Here is a 21,772-nt window from a genome sequence, read left to right as displayed (position 1 = left end):
CCAGTCTTCCGACCCTAGACGGCTCCGAGCCTCAAACGATGGCGGCAGGCAAGCCATGGCACCTGCTTCAGGCCATGACGCCCGGGCGCGTCGCCGCCCGCTCCCCCACCCCCGGGCTCGACGGGAATTAACCGCACCCGGGGCGTAGCGGCGTGGTTCACTGCGGACGGACACATATCGACCGGTCACACACCGACGAAGGGGAGTCGCCCGTGCCGCATGAGATCGATCCGTCCTTCCTCGCGCTACCACTGCGCGCACTCGCCGACGCGGCCCTCGCGCGCGCCCGCGCGTTGGGGGCCGATCATGCCGACTTCCGCTTTGAGCGGGTGCGCAGCGCGGCCTGGCGGCTGCGGGACGGTAAGCCTGCGGGGTCTTCGGACACCACGGACCTGGGGTACGCGGTGCGGGTGGTGCATGGCGGGACCTGGGGGTTCGCGTCGGGGGTGGACCTGAGCATGGACGCGGCGGCGCGGGTGGCCGCGCAGGCGGTGGCGATGGCGAAGCTGTCGGGGAAGGTGATCCAGGCTTCGGGGTCCGAGGAGCGGGTGGAGCTGGCGGATGAGCCGGTGCACGAGGATCGGACCTGGGTCTCGTCTTACGAGATCAACCCCTTCGATGTGCCGGACGCGGACAAGACCGGACTGCTCACGGACTGGAGCGAGCGGCTGCTGGCGGCCGAGGGGGTCGCGCATGCGGACGCGTCGCTGCTGACCGTGCAGGAGAACAAGTTCTATGCGGACACCGCGGGCACCACGACGACCCAGCAGCGCGTCCGAGTGCACCCGCAGCTCACGGCGGTCGCGGTGGATCCGGACAGCGGTGAGTTCGATTCGATGCGCACGCTCGCCCCGCCGGTCGGGCGCGGCTGGGAGTATCTGACCGGGGCGGGCGGCCGGGACTGGGACGCGGAGCTGGCGGAGATCCCGGAGCTGCTGGCGGAGAAGATGCGGGCGCCGTCGGTCGAGGCGGGGGCGTACGACCTGGTGATCGACCCGTCGAATCTGTGGCTGACGATTCATGAGTCGATCGGGCACGCGACCGAGTTGGACCGCGCGCTCGGCTACGAGGCGGCGTACGCGGGCACCTCGTTCGCCACGTTCGACCAGTTGGGCAAGCTCAAGTACGGCTCCGAGATCATGAACGTCACGGGCGACCGGACCGCCGAGCACGGGCTGGCCTCCATCGGCTACGACGACGAGGGGGTGGCCGCGCAGTCCTGGGATCTGGTCCGCGACGGCACGCTGGTCGGGTATCAGCTGGACCGCAGGATCGCCAGGCTGACCGGTTTCGAGCGGTCCAACGGGTGTGCCTTCGCCGACTCCCCCGGTCATGTGCCGGTCCAGCGGATGGCGAACGTGTCGCTCCAGCCCGCGCCGGACGGGCCCTCGACCGAGGAGCTGATCGGCGGCGTCGAGCGGGGGCTGTATCTCGTGGGTGACCGCTCGTGGTCCATCGACATGCAGCGCTACAACTTCCAGTTCACCGCGCAGCGGGCGTTCAGGATCGAGAACGGGCGGCTGGCGGGGCAGGTGCGGGACTTCGCCTACCAGGCCACGACCACCGACTTCTGGGGCTCGATGGCCGCGGTCGGCGGCCCGCAGACGTATGTCCTGGGTGGCGCCTTCAACTGCGGCAAGGCTCAGCCGGGTCAGATCGCCGCCGTCTCACACGGCTGCCCGTCCGCCCTCTTCCGGAACGTCAATATTTTGAACACCACGCAGGAGGCGGGTGCATGAGCGGCGTCAACAAGCCTCACGAGGTCGTCGAGCGGGCCCTGGAGCTGTCCCGGGCGGACGGTTGCGTGGTGATCGCCAATGAGCGCTCCACCGCCAATCTGCGCTGGGCGGGCAACGCCCTGACGACCAACGGCGTGACCCGAGGCCGCACGCTCACGGTCGTGGCCACGGTCGACGGCGGCCAGGGCGCCGCCTCCGGTGTGGTGTCCCGGTCGGCCGTCACCGCCGAGGATCTGGAGCCGCTGGTGCGGGCCGCCGAGGCCGCCGCCCGGGAGGCCGGGCCGGCCGAGGACGCCCAGCCGCTGGTGGAGGCCGCCGGTGCGGGGGCTGTCCCGGCTGCCTTCACCGACGCGCCCGACGAGACCTCCTCCGAGGTGTTCGCGGCCTTCGCGCCCGCCCTCGGCGAGTCCTTCGCACAGGCGCGGGCGGGCGGCCGGGAGTTGTACGGGTTCGCCAACCACGAGGTCGTCACCAGCTACCTGGGCACATCCACGGGGCTGCGGCTGCGCCACGACCAGCCGACCGGCACGCTGGAGATCAACGCCAAGTCCCCGGACCGCACCCGCTCGGCGTGGGCCGGTCAGGCGACGCGCGACTTCAAGGACGTGGACCCGGCCGCGATCGACGCCGAGCTCGCCCGGCGGCTGGGGTGGGCGCAGCGGAAGGTCGACCTTCCGGCCGGGCGGTACGAGACGCTGCTGCCCCCGACGGCGGTCGCCGACCTGCTGATCTACCAGTTCTGGTCCTCGGCGGCGCGGGATGCGGTGGAGGGCCGCACGGTCTTCTCCAAGCCGGGCGGCGGTACGCGGGTCGGCGAGAAGCTGACCGACTTGCCGCTGACGCTGCGCAGCGACCCGGCGGCGCCCGGTCTGGAGGCGGCGCCGTTTGTGATCGCGCACTCCTCCGGGGACGACGCGTCGGTGTTCGACAACGGGCTGCCGCTGCCCGCCACCGACTGGATCCGGGACGGCGTGCTCAACCAGCTGATCACCACGCGCCACACGGCGGGCCTGACGGATCTGCCGGTGGCCCCCGGGATCGACAATCTGATCCTGGAGGGGGGCGGGCCGCGCTCGCTGGAGGAGATGGTGGCGGCTACGGACCACGGAGAGCGCTGCCTGCTGCTGACCTGTCTGTGGTACATCCGCGAGGTCGACCCGGCCACGCTGCTGCTCACCGGGCTGACCCGGGACGGGGTCTATCTCGTGGAGGGCGGTGAGGTCGTCGGCGAGGTGAACAACTTCAGGTTCAACGAATCGCCGGTGAGCCTGCTGTCCCGGGCGACCGAGGCGGGCCGCACCGAGCGGACGCTGCCGCGGGAGTGGGGGGACTGGTTCACGCGGGCCGCGATGCCCGCGCTGCGGGTCCCGGACTTCAACATGAGCTCCGTCAGCAAGGGCGTGTGATCCGCCCGTGTGAACCGGCCGCGTGATCCGGCCGTGCGAATCGGCCGAATAGACTGGTCCACGCCCATCCATCCATCGATTCCCGACTACTACCAGGAACGCCATGACACGCCTCGGCGAATCCGTCGCCCGCGCCAGCGCACTGCTCACCGCAGACCTCTCCTCCGAAAAGACCGTGGAGGAGCTGCTCGAGGAGACGGGCTCCCGGCGCTATCTGGACCTGACGGACCTGTCGGCGAAGGAGCAGGCCGAGCTGATCGCGGCGCGTGCGGTCGAGGTCCTGCCGGGCGTGGACCAGCTGGCCGAGCGGATCGAGGAGCGCCGGACGGCGGGCCGGGGTCTGCACCTCAAGCTGGGCATCGACCCGACGGCCGCCGATGTGCACCTCGGCCACGCCGTCCCGATGGCCGTCCTCAGCCGCTTCCAGCGGATGGGGCACGACGTCACCCTGCTCATCGGTGACTTCACCGCCAAGATCGGCGACCCCACCGGGCGCACGGCCGAGCGGCCGCCGCTCACCGACGAGGACATCGCCCGGAATCTGGCGGGCTACCGGGAACAGGTCCGGCCCTTCTTCGACTTCGAGAAGGTCAGCTTCCGGCAGAACAGCGAGTGGCTGGCGCCGTACACCTTCCCGGAGCTGCTGGGGCTGCTCGCCCAGGTGCCGGCCTCCCAGCTGTTGCAGCGCGACGACTTCCGCAACCGGCTGGCCGAGGGTTCCGGCCTGACCATGTCGGAGCTGCTCTACCCGATCGCCCAGGGGCTCGACTCGGTCGCGCTGGAGTGCGATATCGAGCTGGGCGGCGCTGACCAGCTGCTCAATCTGCAGATGGGCCGCAAGCTGATGGAGCTGCGGGGGCAGCGGCCGCAGCTGGTCGTCACCATGCCGCTGATCGAGGGCACGGACGGCACCGGCGCCAAGATGTCCAAGTCCAAGGGCAACTACATCCCGCTGTCCGCGACCGCCGAGGACGTCTTCGGCAAGATCATGTCGATTCCGGACCGCTTGATGGCGCCGTACTTGCGGGCCTGGACGGAGTGGACCGACAGCGAGATCGACCTCGTGAAGGGGCGGCTGGAGGACCGGTCGCTGCACCCGATGGACCTGAAGAAGGTACTGGCGGGCGAGGTGGTGACGGCGCTGTACGGCGTGGCGGCGGCCATGGCGGCGCGCGCCGGGTTCGTGGCGCAGTTCTCGAAGAAGTCGTTCACGGACGTCGAGACGCTGCCGGAGGTCGACGCGGCGGAGCACGGCGCCGAGTCGATCGCGACCGTGCTGAGCAAGGTGCTCCAGTTCCAGCCGAGCGCCTCGGCGGCCCGCCGGGTCGCCAAGCAGAACGGTCTGCGCCTGGTCATCGAGACCGAGGGCGGGCAGGAGTCCGCGGTGCTCACCGAGGCGCAGGCGGTGCGGCCGCTGGCCGAGGTGGCGGCGGAGACCCTGGCGGGCGCCGGGCTCACCGCCGACTCGGGGAGCGTCTACCTCAAGGCGGGGCGGAAGATCGCCCGGGTGCGGGGGCTATAGGCATCTCGCCCGCCGCGGGGCCGGGGCGGGGTGCCCGCCCCGGTGAGCCAGCCGTGTCAGCCGGGTGAGCGGGGGGGGCGGTGCGCGTCCACCGAGCGTTCCGGCCCCCGCCGTCCGTCCCGCCGCTCAGGCCCGTTCTCTCCGTCGCCGGTCCCCGCGGATCGAGGCGTACAGCGGCGTGCCCGCGGCGACGATCAGCACCGCCCCGGCGAGCTGGAGCAGGTGCCGCATCCAGTCGAAGCCCTCGGTGTGCCGGAGTCCGACCCAGCCGGCCACCGCGTTGCCCACGATGGCGCCGAGGATGCCGAAGATCGTCGTCAGCCAGAGCGGGATGTGCTGTCTGCCCGGCAGGATGGCCCGGGCGAGCACACCGAGCACCAGACCTACGACAATGGCCCACAGCCAGTTCATGGTCACCTCCTGACCCGGCGTGTGTGTTCCTGCCAGTCTTCGGCCGGTAGTGATGCGACGCACGCCGTAGTCCGCCGTACGCGGTACGGCGTAGCGATGCCGCCCCCCGCGAGGGCGCCCCACCCGTGTACCCCCTGGGCTTCGGGCGTAACGTGGGGTACGTCCGGAAGCGGGGAGTTCCGGCAGGGCTATCGGGTGGTGGAACGTGATGCGGAAGCACAGCGAAACCGAGGTCTTCCGGATCACCGGGGCCCGGCAGGGGCTGGCCGACGATGTGCGCCGCCGGCAGCGCCGCTACGTCATCTCGATGTCGGTCCGGACCGTGTCCGTCATCCTGGCCGCGGTGCTGTGGAACGTGGAGCGGCATGTGGCCATAGTGGCCCTGGTGCTGGGTGTGGTGCTGCCGTACATCGCCGTGGTGATAGCCAACGCGGGCCGGGAGAACGCCCCCTCGCTCCCCTCCACCTTCGTCCCCGTGCCGCACCGTCCGATGCTCATCTCCGGTCAGGAGAAAGGTGGTTCCGCGTCCGCCCGGGCGGAATCCGTCCCGGAAGACGCCGGAGCGCCCTCCGAAGATGGACGCGCGGAACACGGCTGACCTGGGCCGATTCCGTAAGCTCAAGAAAACCTCAGATCAATAGCGCGGTTCCGGTGCACTCGGCCCCATCCCTCGTGACATACTTCGTACGCGCTCCGCATCCCCCGTCGGAGCGACGGACCGACGCCGGGCGGCTCCCCCCGTGGCTGCCCGGCGTCGTCATGTCCGAGGCGACTTCCGTAGAGTCTGCGGTGTGAACACTCCCGAGACCGACGCCGTGATCTGCTCCGCGAAGGGCTGCCGTGCCCCCGCCGTGTGGGTGCTGGCCTGGAACAACCCGAAGATTCACACGCCCGAGCGGCGCAAGACCTGGCTGGCGTGCGAGGAGCACCGCGGGTATCTGTCCGAGTTCCTCGGGGTGCGCGGCTTTCTGAAGGACGTGGTGACCCTGGAGGAGTGGTCGTCAGCCGCCGATCGCTGACATCGGGCGGTCGGGCTGGAGGAACGAGGGGTCGTCCAGCCCGGAGCCGGCCTTCTTCCCCCACATCGCCAGCCGCCACAGCCGGGCGATCTCCGGATCCGGCGCGCCGGAGCGCAGCGCCCCGCGCAGATCGGACTCCTCGCGGGCGAACAGACAGGTGCGCACCTGTCCGTCGGCGGTGAGCCGGGTGCGGTCGCAGGCGCGGCAGAAGGGGCGGGTGACGGAGGCGATGACCCCGACGCGGGCCGGGCCGCCGTCGACCAGCCAGCGCTCGGCGGGCGCGGAGCCGCGCTCCTCGTCGCCTTCGGGGGTCAGCTCGAAGCGGGTGCGCAGCGAGGCCAGGATGTCACCTGCCGTGATCATGCCGTCGCGCTTCCAGCCGTGCTGGGCGTCCAGCGGCATCTGCTCGATGAAGCGCAGCTCGTACTGGTGCGCGATGGCCCAGGCGAGCAGGTCAGGGGCCTCGTCGTCGTTGAGCCCGGGCATCAGCACCGCATTGACCTTCACTGGGGCGAGCCCGGCGGCGCCGGCCGCCTCCAGGCCGCGCAGCACATCGGCGTGGCGCTTGCGCCGGGTCATGGCCTGGAAGACCTCGGGGCGCAGCGTGTCCAGCGAGACATTGACCCGGTCCAGGCCCGCGGCGCGCAGGGCGGCCGCGGTGCGCTCCAGGCCGATGCCGTTGGTGGTGAGCGATATTTGGGGGCGCGGGTCGAGGGCGGCGCAGCGCTCGACGATGCCGACGAGCCCGGGGCGCAGCAGCGGCTCGCCACCGGTGAAGCGGACCTCGGTGACCCCGAGGTCGGTGACGGCTATCCGGATCAGCCGGACGATCTCGTCATCGGTGAGGAGGTCGGGCTTGGCGAGCCACTGCAGGCCCTCTTCCGGCATGCAGTAGGTGCAGCGCAGATTACAGCGGTCGGTGAGGGAGACGCGCAGGTCCGTGGCTATACGACCGTAGGTGTCGATCAGCATGGCGGCCCCTCCACAAACTCGTGCCCGATGTCGCGCCTTCTTTACGCTTCGGTCAACCGCAGCGTACGCGACGCCTGTGACATTCGGCGTTTCGTGAATCTCACCGCGTTGTCGAGCCGGTCTGTGGCGGGGCCGCCGGAGCTCTCCGGGGGCGGGGCGTCAGTGCGCGCCGTAGCCGGTGAGCGAGCGCACCTCCAGCTCGGCGTACTTGGCCTTGTCCGGCTTCTCCTTGGACAGCAGGGACCCCACCCAGCCGAGCAGGAAGCCGAGGGGGATGGAGATCAGCCCCGGGTTCTCCAGCGGGAACCAGTGGAAGTCGACGCCCTTGAACATCGAGCTCTTCGGATTGCCGGAGACGACCGGCGAGAAGAGCACCAGGAAGACGGAGGAGGCCAGCCCGCCGTAGATGGACCACAGCGCGCCCTGGGTGGTGAACCGCTTCCAGAACAGGCTGTACAGGATCGTCGGGAGGTTGGCGGACGCGGCGACCGCGAAGGCCAGCGCGACGAGTCCGGCGACGTTGAGGTCCCGGGCGAAGACCCCGAGCACGATCGCGACGATGCCGATGCCGACGGTCGCCCAGCGCGCGGCCCTGACCTCCTCCTCCTGTGTCGCCTGGCCCTTGCGGATGACGTTGGCGTACAGGTCGTGGGCGAAGGAGGACGAGGAGGCGAGGGTGAGCCCGGCGACGACGGCGAGGATCGTCGCGAACGCCACGGCGGAGATCACGGCCAGCAGCACCGGGCCGCCGAGTTCGTCGGCGAGCAGGGGTGCGGCGGTGTTCCCGGCCGGGTTCGAATCGGTGATGGTCTTCTTGTCCAGCAGCGCGGCGGCGCCGAAGCCCAGTGCGATGGTCATCAGATAGAACACGCCGATGATGCCGATCGCCCAGTTCACCGACTTACGGGCGGCCTTGGCCGTGGGGACGGTGTAGAAGCGGATGAGGATGTGCGGCAGGCCCGCGGTGCCGAGCACCAGGGCGAGGCCGAGCGAGATGAAGTCGAGCTTGGTGGTGCCGGTCGCCCCGTACTTCAGGCCCGGCTCCAGGAACGCGTGGCCCATCTTGCTGTTCTTCGCCGCCTCGCCCAGTAGCTCGGACACGTTGAAGTCGAACTTCAGCAGCACCAGGAAGGTCATCAGCAGGGCGCCCGCGATCAGCATCACGGCCTTGACCATCTGCACCCAGGTGGTGCCCTTCATGCCGCCGATGGACACGTAGAGGACCATCACCACGCCGACGAGGACGACGATGAGGATCTTCCCGGCCTCGCTGGTGATGCCCAGCAGGAGGGAGACCAGTACGCCCGCGCCCGCCATCTGGGCCAGCAGGTAGAAGATCGACACGACGATGGTGGAGACGCCCGCGGCGGTGCGGACCGGGCGCTGGCGCATCCGGTAGGCGAGCACATCGCCCATCGTGTACCGGCCGGTGTTGCGCAGCGGCTCGGCGACCAGCAGCAGGGCGACCAGCCAGGCGACGAGGAAGCCGATCGAGTACAGGAAGCCGTCGTAGCCGGTGAGCGCGATGGCGCCGGCGATGCCGAGGAAGGACGCGGCGGACATGTAGTCGCCGGAGATGGCCAGGCCGTTCTGGAAGCCGCTGAAGGAGCGGCCGCCGGCGTAGAAGTCGTTGGCGTCCTTGGTCTGGCGGCCGGCCCATACGGTGATGCCGAGGGTCGCGGCGACGAAGACCGAGAAGAGGGTGATGATCAGTGGCCGGTGGTCCGACGCGCTCTCGACCGCGAGCTGATGGAAACTCATGCGTCGCCTCCCATGCTGGACTTGATCGCCGCGGACCGCGGGTCGAGCTTGGCGGCGGCGTGCCGGGAGTACCACCAGGCGATGAGGAAGGTGGTCAGGAACTGGCCGAGGCCGAGCACCAGGGCGACGTTGATGTTGCCGGCCACCTTGGTGTCCATGAAGCCGTCCGCGTAGTTGGACAGCAGGACGTACAGCAGGTACCAGCTGACGAACGCGATGGTGAGCGGGAAGGCGAACGAGCGGTGGGCGCGGCGCAGTTCGCCGAACTCCTCACTCGCTTGCACCTCGGCGTACGGGGGATGTTCTTGTTGTCGCTGATCGCCAGGGCGATCGCTGGCCGGCGCGGTGTCCACGGTCTCTCCCGGTGAATGGCGTTCTTAGCGGGACGCATGTACGACGGTTCTAGTGATCCAGATCACGCATGTTAGGGCGACGCCGGGCCGACCGACAGAGGCAGGTAGTTGAAAGGAGGGAAGAAGTCGGCGGAGTGATTGACTCCGGGTACTGTGGCGCGTTTTCCTCCGGAATGCCTTGATGGGGGCCCTTGATCGACGATAGTTTCGCTCGTCATGTACCCGCCTACGCGCGACTCGCGCCGGGCGGTCTGTACGGATGATGTGGAGACCCCATGGCTCATCACAGACCGGCACGTCCAGGCACCAGACGACGGCGCGCCCTGGCGGCGGTGCCGGCCGGGCTGGCGCTCACCGCGTCCCTCGTCCTGCTCCCCCAGGCTGCCTCGGCCATCCCCCGGGGCGCGCCCACCTCTTCGGCCCTCCCCTCTTCGGCCACGGCTGACGGCCCGTCGCTGTCGTACGTGGTCAACACCGCCGCCGACCACGGCACCGTCGGCGCGGTGAAGAAGGCGATCACGGCCTCGCACGGCACGGTGGTGACCGCCTATGACCGAATAGGAGTCATCATCGCCCATTCGGCGAACCCTGACTTCGCCAAGACGATCCGTCAGGTGCGCGGCGTCCAGTCGGCGGGCGCGACCCGCACCGCGCCGCTGACCCCGGCCGCCACCACCGAGGTCGGCAGGCCCGAGAAGGTGACGGCGCCCCGCACCTCGGCGACCACCGCGGCGAAGGCGCTGGCCGCCGGGCAGGAGCCGCTGGAGTCCCTCCAGTGGGACATCCCTGCCATCAAGGCCGACCAGGCCGCCAAGGTCAACCCGGGCAGCCGTAAGGTCACCGTCGCCGTCATCGACACCGGCGTGGACGACACCCACCCCGACCTGGCCCCCAACTTCTCCCGGGCCCAGTCCGCCAGCTGCGTCGGCGGCGTCGCCGACACCAGCCCGGGCGCCTGGCGCCCGTGGAACCCGGCCGAGGACTACCACGGCACGCATGTGGCCGGGGAGATCGCCGCCGCGCGCAACGGCGTGGGCGTGGCCGGCGTCGCGCCCGGGGTGAAGGTCTCCGCCATCAAGGTCAGTGAGCCGACGACGAGCCTGTTCTACGCGGAGAGCGTGGTGTGCGCCTTCGTCTTCGCGGCCGACCACGGCGTCGAGGTGACGAACAACAGCTACTTCGTCGACCCGTGGAAGTACAACTGCGCCGCCGACCCGGACCAGAAGGCGATCACCGACGCGGTCGGCCGGGCCACGGCGTACGCCCAGCGCAAGGGCGTGGTCAACGTCGCCTCGGCGGGCAACTCCAGCGACGACCTCGCGGCCGGCTCGCTCACCGACACCACGAGCCCCAACGACACCACCCCCGTGGAGCGCACCGTCGACCCGTCGGTCTGCCCGGACGTGCCCACCCAGCTCCCCGGCGTCGTCACGGTCGCCGCGACCGGCGTCACGTCCCTGAAGTCGTACTACTCCAGCTACGGCCTGGGCCAGGTCGATGTGGCGGGCCCGGGCGGTGACAAGTACCAGGTGCCCGAGCTGCCCGCCAAGGACGGCCGCATCCTGTCCACCATGCCCGGCGGCGACTACGGCTATCTCCAGGGCACCTCGATGGCCTCGCCCCATGTGGCGGGGGTCGCGGCGCTGCTGAAGAGCACGCACCCCAAGGCGAGCCCGCAGGAGATCCAGTGGCTGCTGAAGGCCCAGGCGGACAACCCGGGCTGCCCCACCGGGCCGTACGACCCGGACGGTGACGGCGACACGGACGCCACCTGCACCGGCACCAAGCACATCAACAGCTTCTACGGCTACGGCATCGTCGACGCGCTGGACGCGGTCGCCAAGTGAGCGACCGTCCCGTGAGCGGTCGCCAAGTGAGCGATCGTCCCGTGATGCCCCATACCGAAGCCCGCCCATCCACCACAACCGGAGTACCCATGACGTCGCGCTCCTCCTCCCTGGCGCCGCGCACCGCCGCGATACCCGCCGCCCTGGCGCTCACCGCCGCCCTGGCCTTCCTGCCCACGACCGCCGCCGCCACCGGCTCCGGCAGCTCCGTCGGCGGCTCGGCCCGGGCCTCCGGCGCCGCGGCCGACGGCCCGTCGCTGAGCTATGTCGTCAACACCCGCCCCGGCCTCGGGAACGCGGCCCGGGTGAAGAAGGCCATCGCCGAGGCCGGGGGCAGCGTCGTCACGGCGTACGACCGGATCGGCGTCATCGTCGTCCACTCCGCCGACCCCGATTTCGCCAAGACGATCCGTCAGGTGCGCGGCGTCGCCTCCGCGGGCGCCACCCGCACCGCCCCGCTGCCCGCCCAGTCCACCACCGACACCGGCGCGCCGCAGATCCTGACCGAGGAGCAGCAGAAGGCCGTGGCCGCGCAGGCCGCCGCCGGACAGGACCCGCTGGAGCCGCTGCAGTGGGACCTGCCCGCGATCAAGGCGGACAAGGCCCATGAGAAGAGCCTGGGCAGCCGGGGCGTCACCGTGGGCGTGATCGACACCGGCGTGGACGACACCCACCCCGACCTCGCCCCGAACTTCGACCGCAAGGCGTCGGTCAACTGCGTCACCGGCAAGCCGGACACCACCGACGGCGCCTGGCGGCCCTCGGCCTCCGAGAGCCCGCACGGCACCCATGTCGCCGGGGAGATCGCCGCCGCGAAGAACGGCATCGGGGTCACCGGCGTGGCGCCGGGGGTCAAGGTCTCCGGCATCAAGGTGTCCACGACCGACGGCTTCTTCTACACCGAGGCCGTGGTGTGCGGCTTCGTCTGGGCCGCCGAGCACGGCGTGGACGTCACCAACAACAGCTATTACACCGACCCCTGGTACTTCAACTGCACCACCGACCCGGACCAGAAGGCCCTGGTCGAGGCCGTCACCCGGGCCTCGCGGTACGCGGAGAGCAAGGGCGTGGTCAATGTGGCCGCGGCGGGCAACGAGAGCTACGACCTGGCCGCCGACTCCATCACCGACCCCTCCAGCCCCAACGACACCACCCCCGGCGACCGGGAGATCGACCCGCGCACCTGCCTGGACATCCCCACCCAGCTGCCGGGCGTGGTCACCGTGGCCTCGACCGGGGCCAAGGGGCTCAAGTCCTCCTTCTCCAACTACGGCCTCGGCGTCATCGACATCGCGGCCCCCGGCGGCGACAGCACCGTGTACCAGAAGCCGGAGCCCCCGGCGGAGAGCGGGCTGATCTACAACACCCTCCCGGGCGGGAAGTACGGCTACATGGCGGGCACCTCCATGGCCTCCCCGCATGTGGCCGGCGTCGCGGCGCTCATCAAGAGCACCCACCCGCACGCCTCCGCCTGGCAGGTCAAGGCGCTGCTCAAGGCCCAGGCCGACGACACCGCCTGCCCCAGCCCGTACGACATCGACGGGGACGGCGAGGCCGACGCGGTGTGCGAGGGCAGCGCCGCGTACAACGGCTTCTACGGGGCGGGGACCGCGGACGCCCTGGACGCGGTCACCAAGTGAGGCACTGACACAATGCACGGGCCGTCGGGCGAGCTCCGCCCGGCGGCCCGTACGTATGCTCCGATGCCGCGAGAGGACGGTCCCGTGTACCGCGACGACTCCTGGGGGCCGCCTCCCGCCCGGCCCATGGCCCTGCTGGTGCCCGTGTTCCTGCTCACCGTGGTGGTCCTGCCGGTGTGGTGGGTGCTGCTGCTGGCCGTCTTCCTGGTGTTCCTCGCGGTCGCCGTGGTCGGGGAGGTGCTGTCGCTGATCCCCGGGTTCGAGAAGGGCTTCTCCAAGCTGATCGACTCGTTCGGCGACGGCGTGGAGATCTGGCCCCGCTGGTGTGTGACGCTCCCCGAGCTGCGGCACGAGGGCGACGCGGACTTCTACCGGGCGCGCGTCGACAAGAAGCTCGCCGTGTGGACCCGCAAGGAAGAGGCGGCCCAGGCGGCCAAGAAGGCCCCGCCGCCCGGCCCGTACGACATACCGCTGCGCGACTTCCGCGGCGTCGGCGCGGGCTATGTCGTCCAGGCGGCGCGCGAGCTGGGCTGGGAGCTGAGCCACGACCGGCACTCGGACCCGGAGCGCGTGGTCAGGCTGCGGCGGCTGCCGGTCGCGGAGTGACGGGCCCACCCGTGAACCCGACAGAGCGTCAGGGGGGCCGTGACGGCCGCGTGTTGGGCCCTGCCGGGGCTGACTGTCGGCGGCGGCCCGTATCCTCATGGACCATGCTCGAAGACCGCATGACCGCCGTACCGCGGCTCGCACCGCCGCCCTCCCCGTGGCCGGCCGCCTATCCCGACGGATACGCGGTCGTCGACGTGGAGACGACCGGGCTCGCCCGCGACGACCGGATCGTGTCCGCCGCGGTCTACCAACTGGACGCGCGCGGCGCCGTGCAGGACCACTGGTACACCCTGGTCAATCCGCAGCGCGACCCGGGCCCGGTGTGGATCCACGGCCTGACCAGCGACACCCTGGCCGACGCCCCGCTCTTTTCGGAGATCGCCGGCGAGCTGGCCGAGCGCCTGGACGGCCGGGTGCTGGTCGCGCACAACGCGGTCTTCGACTGGTCGATGCTCGCCCGGGAGTACGCGCGCGCCAAGAGCGCCGCGCCGGTGCGGCAGCGGCTGTGCACCATCGCGCTCTCCAAGGAGCTGGGCCTGCCGCTGCCCAACCACAAGCTGGAGTCCCTGGCCGCGCACTACGGGGTGGTCCAGGAGCGCGCCCACCACGCCCTGGACGACGCGCGGGTGCTCGCCGAGACCTTCCGGCCGAGTCTGCACCTGGCCGCCGCGGGCGGGCTGCGGCTGCCCCTGCTCGCCTGCCAGCCGCTGACCGAATGGTCCGACACCCCCCGGCCGATCGGCTACCAGCGGTCCTACCACGCGACCAGCTGGCGCCCCAGCCGCAAGCGCCCGGCCTGCCCCTACCCCAACCCGGGGCGCTACGAGCCGGGCGGCCGGCTGGTCCAGGGCATGCGGGTGGCGTTCTCCGGCGACACCTCGATCGACCGCGAGCTGCTGGAGGACCAGGCCGTCGAGGCCGGGCTGCACGTGGCCACCAGCGTCTCCCGGCTGACCAGCCTGCTGGTCACCAACGACCCGGAGGCATCGACCTCCAAGATCACCAAAGCGAGCTCCTTCGGCACCCCGGTCATCGACGAGGCGGCCTTCACCCAGCTGCTGCGGGACGTGGCCCCCGCGCCGAACAAGTGACGTCGGCAAACAGGTGAAGTCAGCACTCAGGTGAAATCAGCAAACAGGTGAAGTCGGCCCAACACGCCCGGCCGCCGCTCCCCCACCGCGACCCACAGCCCGCACCCTGTGCCCCATGGCACGTTGCGAGGTCTGCGGAAACGACTACCACATGACGTTCGAGGTGCACGCGCAGGGCGCGGTGCACGTCTTCGACTGCTTCTCCTGCGCCATCCACCGCATGGCGCCCATCTGCGAGCACTGCCGGTGCCAGATCATCGGCCAGGGCGTGGAGGTGGACGGCCACTTCTACTGCGGCGCCCACTGCTCCCGGGCCGAAGGAGGGGTGGGGATCATCGACCGCGTCTGAACGGCATCCGAACCGCATCCGAACCGCATCCGAACGCCTCCGAGCCACACCTGAACGGCATTTGACCGAAAACGCCCCGGACTGTCCCCTCGGTGCCCCCAAGGGCCGGGGGGCGGTCCACGGCGAGTGGCGTCGGCGAGTACTGTCAAGGCGTGTACCGCTTCCTGTTGTCCCGGCAGTGGGTGATCCTCACTCTCGTGGGGCTCGCCCTGATCCCGGCCATGATCCGGCTGGGCTTCTGGCAGCTCCACCGCCATGAGCACCGGGTCGCGCAGAACGAGCTGATCGCGGAGAGCCTGGCCGCCCCGGCCGTCCCCGTGGACCGGCTCACCGCGCCCGGGCGCGGTGTCGCACACGACGACATGTGGCGCACCGTGACCGCCAAGGGCCGGTACGACAGCGGGCACGAGGTGGTCGTACGCCAGCGGACCGCCGCCGACGACCAGACCATCGGCTACTACCTGCTCACCCCGCTCGTCATGGACGACGGCCGGGCCGTCCTCGTCAACCGCGGCTGGATCCCGGCGGGCAACGACCTCACCCGCTTCCCCAAGGTGCCCGCGGCCCCCTCCGGCGAGGTCACCGTCACCGGCCGGCTCAAGGCCGACGAGACGACGGGGGGCAGCGGCATCAAGGACAAGAAGGGGCTGCCCGCCCGCCAGGTCATGCTGATCAACAGCGAGCAGCAGGCGAAGTCCCTGTCCGAGCCGGTCCTCGGCGGCTATATCGAGCTGACCAAGTCCTCCCCGAAGGGCACCGGCCAGCCCGAGGTGGTCCCGGAGCCGGACCACAGCGGCATCGGCCCGCACATGGCGTACGCGATCCAATGGTGGCTGTTCGCCGCGGGCGTGCCGATCGGCTGGGTGGTCCTGGTCCGCCGCGAGCTGCGTGACCGGGCGGCCGCGCGGGCCGCCGAGGCCGAATCTGCGGCCACGTCCCCCTCCGAGCCCGAGCCGGCCCACGCGGGCTGACGGAGCAATCGCCCGCTCCCCGCGAACGCCCTCGGCACTCGCCTGCCTACTTCGCCGCCCGTCGGTGGCGTCAGCAACAGCCACTGGCGGCTCACCCGGTGGGCGCCGATTCCTGCACATCCAGCGCGGCTCCCGGGGGACGTCGGCCGCCGGCGCGCCATGCGGGACACGGTCCGCCGTGAGCTGAGCCACGACGGCCTCATCCGCCGCTACAGCACCGACGGGGCCGGAGGGGCGTCCCGGGCCGATGTGAACGGCCTTCCCGGCTCCGAGGGCGCCTTCCTCGCCCGCTCGTTCTGGCTGGCCTACGCCCTGCGGCCGGCCGGCCGCCGCCAGGAGGCCGACACGCTGTTCGGGCGCCTGCTGGACCTGCGCAACGACGTGGGTCTGCTGGCCGAGGAGTACGACCCCGAGGCGGGCCGGTTCCTCGGCAACTTCCCTCAGGCGTTCAGCCACGTCGGTCTTGTGCGGACCGCCCTTACGCTCGCTGAGGGCGCCACGGCAGACTGACCCCATGGATCTTGGACTCAAAGACCGGGTGTACGTCCTCACCGGAGCCAGCCGCGGGCTGGGCTTCGCGGCCGCCCGCGAGCTGGTCGCCGACGGTGCGAAGGTCGTGATCACCTCTCGCGACGAGAAAACAGCGGCGGACGTCGCCGCCGAGCTGGGCCCGAACGCCGTCGGCGTCGCGGCCGACAACGCCGACCCGGCCACGGCCGGGCGCCTGATCGCCACGGCCCGCGACCGCTTCGGCGGCTTCGACGGTGTCCTCATCAGCGTCGGCGGGCCCCCGGCGGGCCTGACCGCCGACATCACCGACGCCCAGTGGCAGGCGGCCTTCGACTCCGTCTTCCTGGGCGCGGTCCGCATGGCCCGCACCGCCGCGGCCGAGCTCTCCTCCGGGGGCGTGATCGGCTTCGTCCTCTCCGGCTCCGTGCACGAGCCGATCCCCGGCCTGACGGTCTCCAACGGGCTGCGGCCGGGGCTGGCGGGCTTCGCGAAGTCCCTCGCCTCGGAGGTGGGCCCGCAGGGCGTCCGGGTCGTGGGCCTGCTGCCGGCCCGCATCGACACCGACCGGGTCCGCGAGCTGGACGCGCTGTTCGGCGACGCGGACGAGGCGCGGGCCCGCAACAGCGCGCAGATCCCGCTGCGGCGCTATGGCACGCCGGAGGAGTTCGGCCGGGCGGCGGCGTTCCTGCTCTCGCCCGCGGCGTCGTACCTGACCGGCATCATGCTGCCGGTGGACGGCGGCGCCCTGCACGGCTTCTGAGGCGCCCCTTGTCCAGGGCTCGGTCCGCGGCTCGCCCCCGGCTACCGCTGGGGGGTGTCCCCGGCCGGGGGCGCCGCGCTCAGGGTCTCCACGGTCCGCTCCAGCTCGGCGACGCGCTCGGCGAGCCGGCGGCTCTTGCGGTGCAGCTCCAGGAACACATTGACCTTGGTGCGCAGCAGCCAGGGGTCGAAGGGCTTGGTCACGAAGTCGGCCGCGCCGAGCGCGTATCCCCGGTAGGCGAAGTCGGAGTCCGTGTCCTCCCCGGTCAGCAGGATGATCGGGACGTCTTTGGTCTGGTCGAGGCGCTTGATGTTGGCGGCCGTCTCGAAGCCGTCCATGCCCGGCATCAGGACGTCGAGCAGCACGGCGGCGAAGTCCTGGCGCAGCATGGCCTTCAGCGCCTCCTCCCCGGAGTGGGCGCGGACCAGCCGCAGATCGAGCGGGCCGAGGACGGCTTCCAGCGCGATCAGGTTCTCCTCCATGTCGTCGACGATCAGAATCGCCGCCTTCTCGGGCGCGCCACTGCTCATGTCTCTCCCCGTCCCCCCTGCCGCGGCGGCCCGGTGTCCGCGCCCTGGGCGCCGGCGCGGGCCGCGGTGGTCCCGTCGGACGGGCCGCCCGGCGGATCGAGCAGATCGCAGACGGCCGACAGCAGCCGGTCGATGTCCACGGGCTTGGGGACGTACTCGTTGGCGCCGCTGTCGATCGCCTTCTCGCGGTCGCCCGGCATGGCCTTGGCGGTGAGGGCGATGATCGGCAGATCGGCGAGCCGGGGCGTGCCGCGGATGGCCCGGATGGTCTCGTAGCCGTCCATCTCCGGCATCATCACGTCCATCAGGACCAGGGAGACGTCGGGGTTGCGGTGCAGGACCTCCAGGCCCTCACGGCCGTTCTCCGCGTATGTCACGGTCATGCCGACCCGGCCCAGCGCATGGGTCAGCGCGAAGACGTTCCGGATGTCGTCGTCGACGATCAGGATGCGCTGCCCGTTCAGCACCCGGCGGGGGCGGCCGGACTGCCACTCGCTGAGCCGGGTGGTCTCCGGCCAGATCTCGTCGCGGCCGTCGCCGCCCGGCGGGCGCGAGACGCCCGTCAGGCTGGTCTCGTCGCCGAACACCCCGCTGGGCGCGTGGTCGGCGACGTCCGGCAGCTGCTCGTCCGGCGCGGGGGGCGCGGCGGGGACGGTGGAGCCGGTGGCCCGGGGGTCCGAGGGGTCGGGCGCCGGGACGACGCCGGCGTAGTGCGAGGGGATGTAGAGGGTGAAGCGGGAGCCGACGTTCACCTCGCTCTCGGCGACGATCCGGCCGCCCAGCATCCCGGCGATCTCCCGGCTGATGGACAGGCCGAGCCCGGTGCCGCCGTACTTGCGGCTGGTGGTGCCGTCGGACTGCTGGAACGCCTCGAAGATCACGGACAGCTTCTCGGGCGCGATGCCGATGCCGGTGTCGGTGACGGAGAAGGCCACGACGGCGTCCGCGGCCCGCAGCGTCTCCTCGTCGAAATCCCTTCCGGGCGCCCGCTCGACGTGCAGCTTCACCCCTCCCGAGGAGGTGAACTTCAGGGCGTTGGAGAGCAGGTTGCGCAGGATCTGCTGGAGCCGCTGCTCGTCGGAGAACATCTCGCGCGGCACGTCCTCGCCGACGGTGATCTCGAAGGACAGGCCCCGGTCGACAGCGAGCGGCCGGAAGGTGGCGTTGACGTAGTCCAACAGCTTGACCAGCGGCAGCTTCCTGGCGCGGACATCCATCCGGCCCGCCTCGATCTTCGACAGGTCGAGGATGTCGTTGATCAGCTGGAGCAGATCGGAACCGGAGCGGTGGATGGTGGTGGCGAACTGCTCCTCCTGCACGGACAGCCGCCCGTCGGGATTGTCGGCGAGCAGCCGGGACAGGATGAGCAGCGAGTTGAGCGGGGTACGCAGCTCGTGCGACATGTTGGCCAGGAACTCGGACTTGTACTGCGAGGCGGTGGCCAGCAGCGCGGCCTTCTCCTCCAGCTCCGCGTTGGAGCGCTGGAGCTCGTTGGAGCGCTGGCGCAGCTCGGTGGTGAGCCGCTGGGACTCCGACAGCAGGGACTCGGTGCGGGCGTTGGCGATGATGGTGTTGATCGAGACGCCGATGGTGTTGACGAACTGGTCGACGAAGGCCAGGTGGACCTCGCTGAACCGGCTGAAGGAGGCCAGCTCGATCACTCCGAGCACCTGGTCCTCGTACTGGATCGGCAGGATGACGACGCTGGCCGGAACCGCGGACCCGAGCCCGGAGTCGATGGAGATGAAGTTCGGCGGGACGTCGGTGATCAGGATGCGCTTCTTCTCGATGGCCGCCTGGGCGATCAGTCCGCGGCCCGCCGACCCGCTCTGCGGCAGCGGCCCCTTGTCCGGGTTGATGCCGTATCCGGCGATGAACTCGAGGCCCTCGCCCGGCTTGGCGCCGGCCTCGGTCAGGAAGAAGGCCCCGAACTGCGCGTTGACCAGCGGGGTGAGCTCGCGCAGGATCAGGTCGGCGACCTCGACCAGGTCGCGGTGGCCCTGCATCAGGGAGGCGATGCGGGCGAGGTTGGACTCCAGCCAGTCCTTGGCTCGGGTGGTCTCGCGCAGGTTGGTCACCATGAGGTTGACGTTGTGCTTGAGCTCGGCGACCTCGCCCTGTGCCTCGACCGAGACGGCCCCGGTCATGTCGCCCTGGGCGACGGCGGAGGCGACCTCGGCGATGGCCCGCACCTGGGTGGTCAGGTTCAGGGCGAGCTCGTTGACGTTGGTGGTCAGCCGCTTCCAGGTGCCGTAGACCGCCTCCACGCGGGCCTGGCCGCCCAGCCGGCCCTCGCTGCCGACCTCGCGGGCGACCCGGGTGACCTCGGAGGAGAACGAGGAGAGCGTGTCGACCATCGTGTTGATGGTGGTCTTCAGCTCCAGGATCTCGCCGCGCGCGTCCACGTCGATCTTCTTGGACAGGTCGCCCTGGGCGACCGCCGTGGCGACCTGGGCGATGTTGCGGACCTGGGAGGTCAGGTTGGCCGCCATGAAGTTGACGTTGTCCGTGAGGTCCTTCCATACGCCGGAGACGCCCGACACCTGGGCCCGGCCGCCGAGCTGCCCCTCGGTGCCGACCTCGCGGGCGACCCGGGTGACCTCGTCGGCGAACGCCCGCAGCTGCTGGACCATGGTGTTCACGGTGTCCTTCAGCTCCAGGATCTCGCCCCGGGCGTCCACCGTGATCTTCTTCGACAGATCGCCGTTGGCCACCGCCGTGGTCACCTGGGCGATGTTGCGGACCTGCGAGGTCAGGTTCAGCGCCATGAAGTTGACGTTGTCGGTGAGCTCTTTCCAGACCCCCGAGACCCCGCGGACCTGGGCCTGGCCGCCCAGGTTGCCCTCGGTGCCCACCTCGCGGGCCACCCGGGTCACCTCGTCGGCGAACGCGGAGAGCTGGTCCACCATCGTGTTGATCGTCGACTTCAGCTCCAGGATCTCGCCCTTCGCCTCCACCGTGATCGTCTTGCCCAGGTCTCCCTCCGCCACCGCGGTGGCGACCTGGGCGATGTTGCGGACCTGGGAGGTCAGGTTGTCCGCCATGAAGTTGACGTTCTCGGTGAGGTCCTTCCAGACCCCCGAGACCCCGCGGACCTGCGCCCGGCCGCCCAGCCGGCCCTCGGTGCCCACCTCGCGGGCCACCCGGGTCACCTCGTCCGCGAACGCGGAGAGCTGGTCCACCATCGTGTTGACGGTGCTCTTCAGCTGGAGGATCTCGCCCCGGGCGTCCACCGTGATCTTCTGCGACAGGTCGCCGTTGGCCACCGCCGTGGTCACCTGGGCGATGTTGCGGACCTGCGAGGTCAGGTTGGACGCCATGAAGTTGACGTTGTCCGTGAGGTCCTTCCAGACCCCCGAGACCCCGCGGACCTGCGCCCGGCCGCCCAGCTCGCCCTCGGTGCCCACCTCGCGGGCCACCCGGGTCACCTCGTCCGCGAACGCCCGCAGCTGGTCGACCATCGTGTTCACGGTCAGCTTCAGCTCCAGCAGCTCGCCGGTGGCCTCGACGGTCACCTGCCGGGTGAGGTCGCCGCGCGCCACCGCCGTGGTCACCACGGCGATGTCCCGCACCTGTGCGGTCAGCCGCGAGGCCATGGTGTTGACGGCCTCGGTGACCACGCGCCAGTCGCCGGACAGCCCCTGGACCTTCGCCCGGCCGCCGAGCCGGCCCTCGGTGCCGACCTCGCGGGCGACCCGGGTGAGCTCGCCGGTGAACAGCGACAGCTGGTCTACCGTCCGGTTGACGCCGCGCCCCAGCCGACGCAGATCGCCGCGCAGCTGACGATTGCCGTCGTGCAGGTCCACCCGTTTGGTCAGATCGCCCGCGGCGACCGCGTCCAGCACCTGGGTGGCGTTCGAGACGGGGCCGACGAGCGCGTCCACCAGCTGATTCGCCGCGTCCACGCTCGTCGTCCAGGCCCCTTGGCCGGGGCTGGCCGTGATCCGCTCGTCCAGCCGGCCCTGCCGTACCACCTCGCGGCGCACCCGCTGGAGTTCCGAGGCCAGATGGGCGTTCCGCGCCACGAGTTGGTTGAACGCCGCGGCCATCTCGCCGAGTGTGCCCTCTTCCGAGCCGTTGGCGCGTACGGAGAAGTCCCCGTCGCACAACGCCTGCATCGCTCCCAGCAGGGAGCGCAGCCCTGCCGCGCTCACCCGCTCCTCGCCCGGCGGGAAGCCCGGGAGTTCGGCTCGGATGTCTATGGGAGTCGGGTTATTTGCCATGACATCGTCTCTTAAAGATCGATCCGCACGCCTGTGCCTGTCATAATATGGCACCTACA

Annotated in this window: 18 protein-coding genes and 1 pseudogene; 13 read left to right on the top strand and 6 right to left on the bottom strand. The window is 70.8% G+C overall.

The genetic code is table 11. The features are described 5' to 3' along the window. Positions 1–212: 212 nt before the first annotated feature. From ACWY4P_RS41685 to tyrS, 3 genes are all read left to right on the top strand, one after another. Positions 213–1,739: a TldD/PmbA family protein gene (locus ACWY4P_RS41685; protein WP_456205987.1), complete on the top strand. Its 1,527-nt coding sequence runs from the start codon at positions 213–215 to the stop codon at positions 1,737–1,739. After that, positions 1,736–3,145, top strand: coding sequence for a metallopeptidase TldD-related protein (locus ACWY4P_RS41680; RefSeq protein WP_456205985.1), 1,410 nt, complete (start codon positions 1,736–1,738; stop codon positions 3,143–3,145). The genes ACWY4P_RS41685 and ACWY4P_RS41680 overlap by 4 nt, the downstream gene beginning before the upstream one ends. A gap of 103 nt (positions 3,146–3,248) precedes the next feature. Continuing rightward, positions 3,249–4,667 carry a tyrosine--tRNA ligase gene (gene tyrS, locus ACWY4P_RS41675; RefSeq protein ID WP_456205984.1) on the top strand — a complete coding sequence of 473 codons (1,419 nt, stop codon included), beginning with the start codon at positions 3,249–3,251 and terminating at the stop codon, positions 4,665–4,667. A 126-nt stretch (positions 4,668–4,793) separates the two neighbouring features. Here the strand turns inward: tyrS and ACWY4P_RS41670 are convergent, their stop codons facing one another. Next, positions 4,794–5,078 carry a GlsB/YeaQ/YmgE family stress response membrane protein gene (locus tag ACWY4P_RS41670; protein WP_456205982.1) on the bottom strand — a complete coding sequence of 95 codons (285 nt, stop codon included), beginning with the start codon at positions 5,076–5,078 and terminating at the stop codon, positions 4,794–4,796. A 208-nt stretch (positions 5,079–5,286) separates the two neighbouring features. On the opposite strand from ACWY4P_RS41670, the gene ACWY4P_RS41665 reads away from it, so the two are divergent. Together ACWY4P_RS41665 and ACWY4P_RS41660 are read left to right on the top strand one after the other, a co-directional pair. Beyond that, positions 5,287–5,676, top strand: coding sequence for a DUF3099 domain-containing protein (locus ACWY4P_RS41665; RefSeq protein WP_456205980.1), 390 nt, complete (start codon positions 5,287–5,289; stop codon positions 5,674–5,676). Positions 5,677–5,869: 193 nt separating this feature from the next. After that, the gene (locus ACWY4P_RS41660; RefSeq protein WP_456205978.1) at positions 5,870–6,097 is read left to right on the top strand and encodes a hypothetical protein; all 228 of its coding nucleotides are present in this window, start codon (positions 5,870–5,872) and stop codon (positions 6,095–6,097) included. Here ACWY4P_RS41660 and moaA read toward each other — a convergent pair. The 3 genes from moaA to ACWY4P_RS41645 form a co-directional block, all read right to left on the bottom strand. Beyond that, positions 6,080–7,069 (bottom strand): GTP 3',8-cyclase MoaA, encoded by a 990-nt coding sequence (gene moaA / locus ACWY4P_RS41655; RefSeq protein WP_456205976.1) that lies wholly within the window; start codon positions 7,067–7,069, stop codon positions 6,080–6,082. The two genes, ACWY4P_RS41660 and moaA, sit on opposite strands and share 18 nt — an antisense overlap. A gap of 159 nt (positions 7,070–7,228) precedes the next feature. Continuing rightward, positions 7,229–8,830, bottom strand: a complete 1,602-nt coding sequence (locus ACWY4P_RS41650; RefSeq protein WP_456205974.1) for a solute symporter family protein — start codon at positions 8,828–8,830, stop codon at positions 7,229–7,231. Beyond that, positions 8,827–9,183 carry a DUF485 domain-containing protein gene (locus ACWY4P_RS41645; RefSeq protein ID WP_456205972.1) on the bottom strand — a complete coding sequence of 119 codons (357 nt, stop codon included), beginning with the start codon at positions 9,181–9,183 and terminating at the stop codon, positions 8,827–8,829. The genes ACWY4P_RS41650 and ACWY4P_RS41645 overlap by 4 nt, the downstream gene beginning before the upstream one ends. A gap of 275 nt (positions 9,184–9,458) precedes the next feature. On the opposite strand from ACWY4P_RS41645, the gene ACWY4P_RS41640 reads away from it, so the two are divergent. The 8 genes and pseudogenes from ACWY4P_RS41640 to ACWY4P_RS41605 all read left to right on the top strand — a co-directional run bounded on the left by ACWY4P_RS41640 (position 9,459) and on the right by ACWY4P_RS41605 (position 16,960). Further along, on the top strand, positions 9,459–11,030 hold the full coding sequence (locus ACWY4P_RS41640) for a S8 family serine peptidase (protein WP_456205970.1): 1,572 nt from the start codon (positions 9,459–9,461) through the stop codon (positions 11,028–11,030). Positions 11,031–11,119: 89 nt separating this feature from the next. Then, positions 11,120–12,670, top strand: a complete 1,551-nt coding sequence (locus tag ACWY4P_RS41635; RefSeq protein ID WP_456205968.1) for a S8 family peptidase — start codon at positions 11,120–11,122, stop codon at positions 12,668–12,670. A gap of 63 nt (positions 12,671–12,733) precedes the next feature. Then, the gene (locus tag ACWY4P_RS41630) at positions 12,734–13,276 is read left to right on the top strand and encodes a hypothetical protein (protein WP_456205966.1); all 543 of its coding nucleotides are present in this window, start codon (positions 12,734–12,736) and stop codon (positions 13,274–13,276) included. A 104-nt stretch (positions 13,277–13,380) separates the two neighbouring features. Then, on the top strand, positions 13,381–14,370 hold the full coding sequence (locus ACWY4P_RS41625; protein WP_456205964.1) for a DEDDh family exonuclease: 990 nt from the start codon (positions 13,381–13,383) through the stop codon (positions 14,368–14,370). Positions 14,371–14,485: 115 nt separating this feature from the next. Continuing rightward, positions 14,486–14,719, top strand: coding sequence for a hypothetical protein (locus ACWY4P_RS41620; RefSeq protein ID WP_456205962.1), 234 nt, complete (start codon positions 14,486–14,488; stop codon positions 14,717–14,719). Positions 14,720–14,871: 152 nt separating this feature from the next. Continuing rightward, positions 14,872–15,690 (top strand): SURF1 family cytochrome oxidase biogenesis protein, encoded by an 819-nt coding sequence (locus tag ACWY4P_RS41615; protein WP_456205960.1) that lies wholly within the window; start codon positions 14,872–14,874, stop codon positions 15,688–15,690. Between the two features lie 129 nt (positions 15,691–15,819). Continuing rightward, a pseudogene (locus ACWY4P_RS41610) lies at positions 15,820–16,200 on the top strand (glycoside hydrolase family 15 protein); the annotation flags it as partial. 4 nt (positions 16,201–16,204) lie between these two features. Then, positions 16,205–16,960 (top strand): SDR family oxidoreductase, encoded by a 756-nt coding sequence (locus tag ACWY4P_RS41605; protein WP_456205959.1) that lies wholly within the window; start codon positions 16,205–16,207, stop codon positions 16,958–16,960. A gap of 41 nt (positions 16,961–17,001) precedes the next feature. Here the strand turns inward: ACWY4P_RS41605 and ACWY4P_RS41600 are convergent, their stop codons facing one another. Both ACWY4P_RS41600 and ACWY4P_RS41595 read right to left on the bottom strand, forming a co-directional pair. Next, entirely contained in the window at positions 17,002–17,490 is a 489-nt protein-coding gene (locus ACWY4P_RS41600; RefSeq protein WP_456205957.1) for a response regulator, read from the bottom strand. Further along, positions 17,487–21,713, bottom strand: a complete 4,227-nt coding sequence (locus ACWY4P_RS41595; RefSeq protein ID WP_456205956.1) for a HAMP domain-containing protein — start codon at positions 21,711–21,713, stop codon at positions 17,487–17,489. Before ACWY4P_RS41595 ends, ACWY4P_RS41600 begins: the two co-directional genes overlap by 4 nt. Between the last annotated feature and the right edge of the window lie 59 nt (positions 21,714–21,772).

The sequence above is a fragment of the Streptomyces sp. LZ34 genome, assembly GCF_053890475.1.
Note: the sequence above shows the minus strand (reverse complement) of the source record. Positions and strands in the feature narration are given on the sequence as shown.

Bases quoted from the DNA above. Each gene is read 5' to 3' on its own strand.
- ACWY4P_RS41680 (WP_456205985.1), top strand. From the start codon at position 1,736: ATGAGCGGCGTCAACAAGCCTCACGAGGTCGTCGAGCGGGCCCTGGAG.
- tyrS (WP_456205984.1), top strand. From the start codon at position 3,249: ATGACACGCCTCGGCGAATCCGTCGCCCGCGCCAGCGCACTGCTCACC.
- ACWY4P_RS41670 (WP_456205982.1), bottom strand. From the start codon at position 5,078: ATGAACTGGCTGTGGGCCATTGTCGTAGGTCTGGTGCTCGGTGTGCTC.
- ACWY4P_RS41665 (WP_456205980.1), top strand. From the start codon at position 5,287: ATGCGGAAGCACAGCGAAACCGAGGTCTTCCGGATCACCGGGGCCCGG.
- moaA (WP_456205976.1), bottom strand. From the start codon at position 7,069: ATGCTGATCGACACCTACGGTCGTATAGCCACGGACCTGCGCGTCTCC.
- ACWY4P_RS41650 (WP_456205974.1), bottom strand. From the start codon at position 8,830: ATGAGTTTCCATCAGCTCGCGGTCGAGAGCGCGTCGGACCACCGGCCA.
- ACWY4P_RS41640 (WP_456205970.1), top strand. From the start codon at position 9,459: ATGGCTCATCACAGACCGGCACGTCCAGGCACCAGACGACGGCGCGCC.
- ACWY4P_RS41635 (WP_456205968.1), top strand. From the start codon at position 11,120: ATGACGTCGCGCTCCTCCTCCCTGGCGCCGCGCACCGCCGCGATACCC.
- ACWY4P_RS41630 (WP_456205966.1), top strand. From the start codon at position 12,734: ATGCCGCGAGAGGACGGTCCCGTGTACCGCGACGACTCCTGGGGGCCG.
- ACWY4P_RS41625 (WP_456205964.1), top strand. From the start codon at position 13,381: ATGCTCGAAGACCGCATGACCGCCGTACCGCGGCTCGCACCGCCGCCC.
- ACWY4P_RS41620 (WP_456205962.1), top strand. From the start codon at position 14,486: ATGGCACGTTGCGAGGTCTGCGGAAACGACTACCACATGACGTTCGAG.
- ACWY4P_RS41605 (WP_456205959.1), top strand. From the start codon at position 16,205: ATGGATCTTGGACTCAAAGACCGGGTGTACGTCCTCACCGGAGCCAGC.
- ACWY4P_RS41600 (WP_456205957.1), bottom strand. From the start codon at position 17,490: ATGAGCAGTGGCGCGCCCGAGAAGGCGGCGATTCTGATCGTCGACGAC.
- ACWY4P_RS41595 (WP_456205956.1), bottom strand. From the start codon at position 21,713: ATGGCAAATAACCCGACTCCCATAGACATCCGAGCCGAACTCCCGGGC.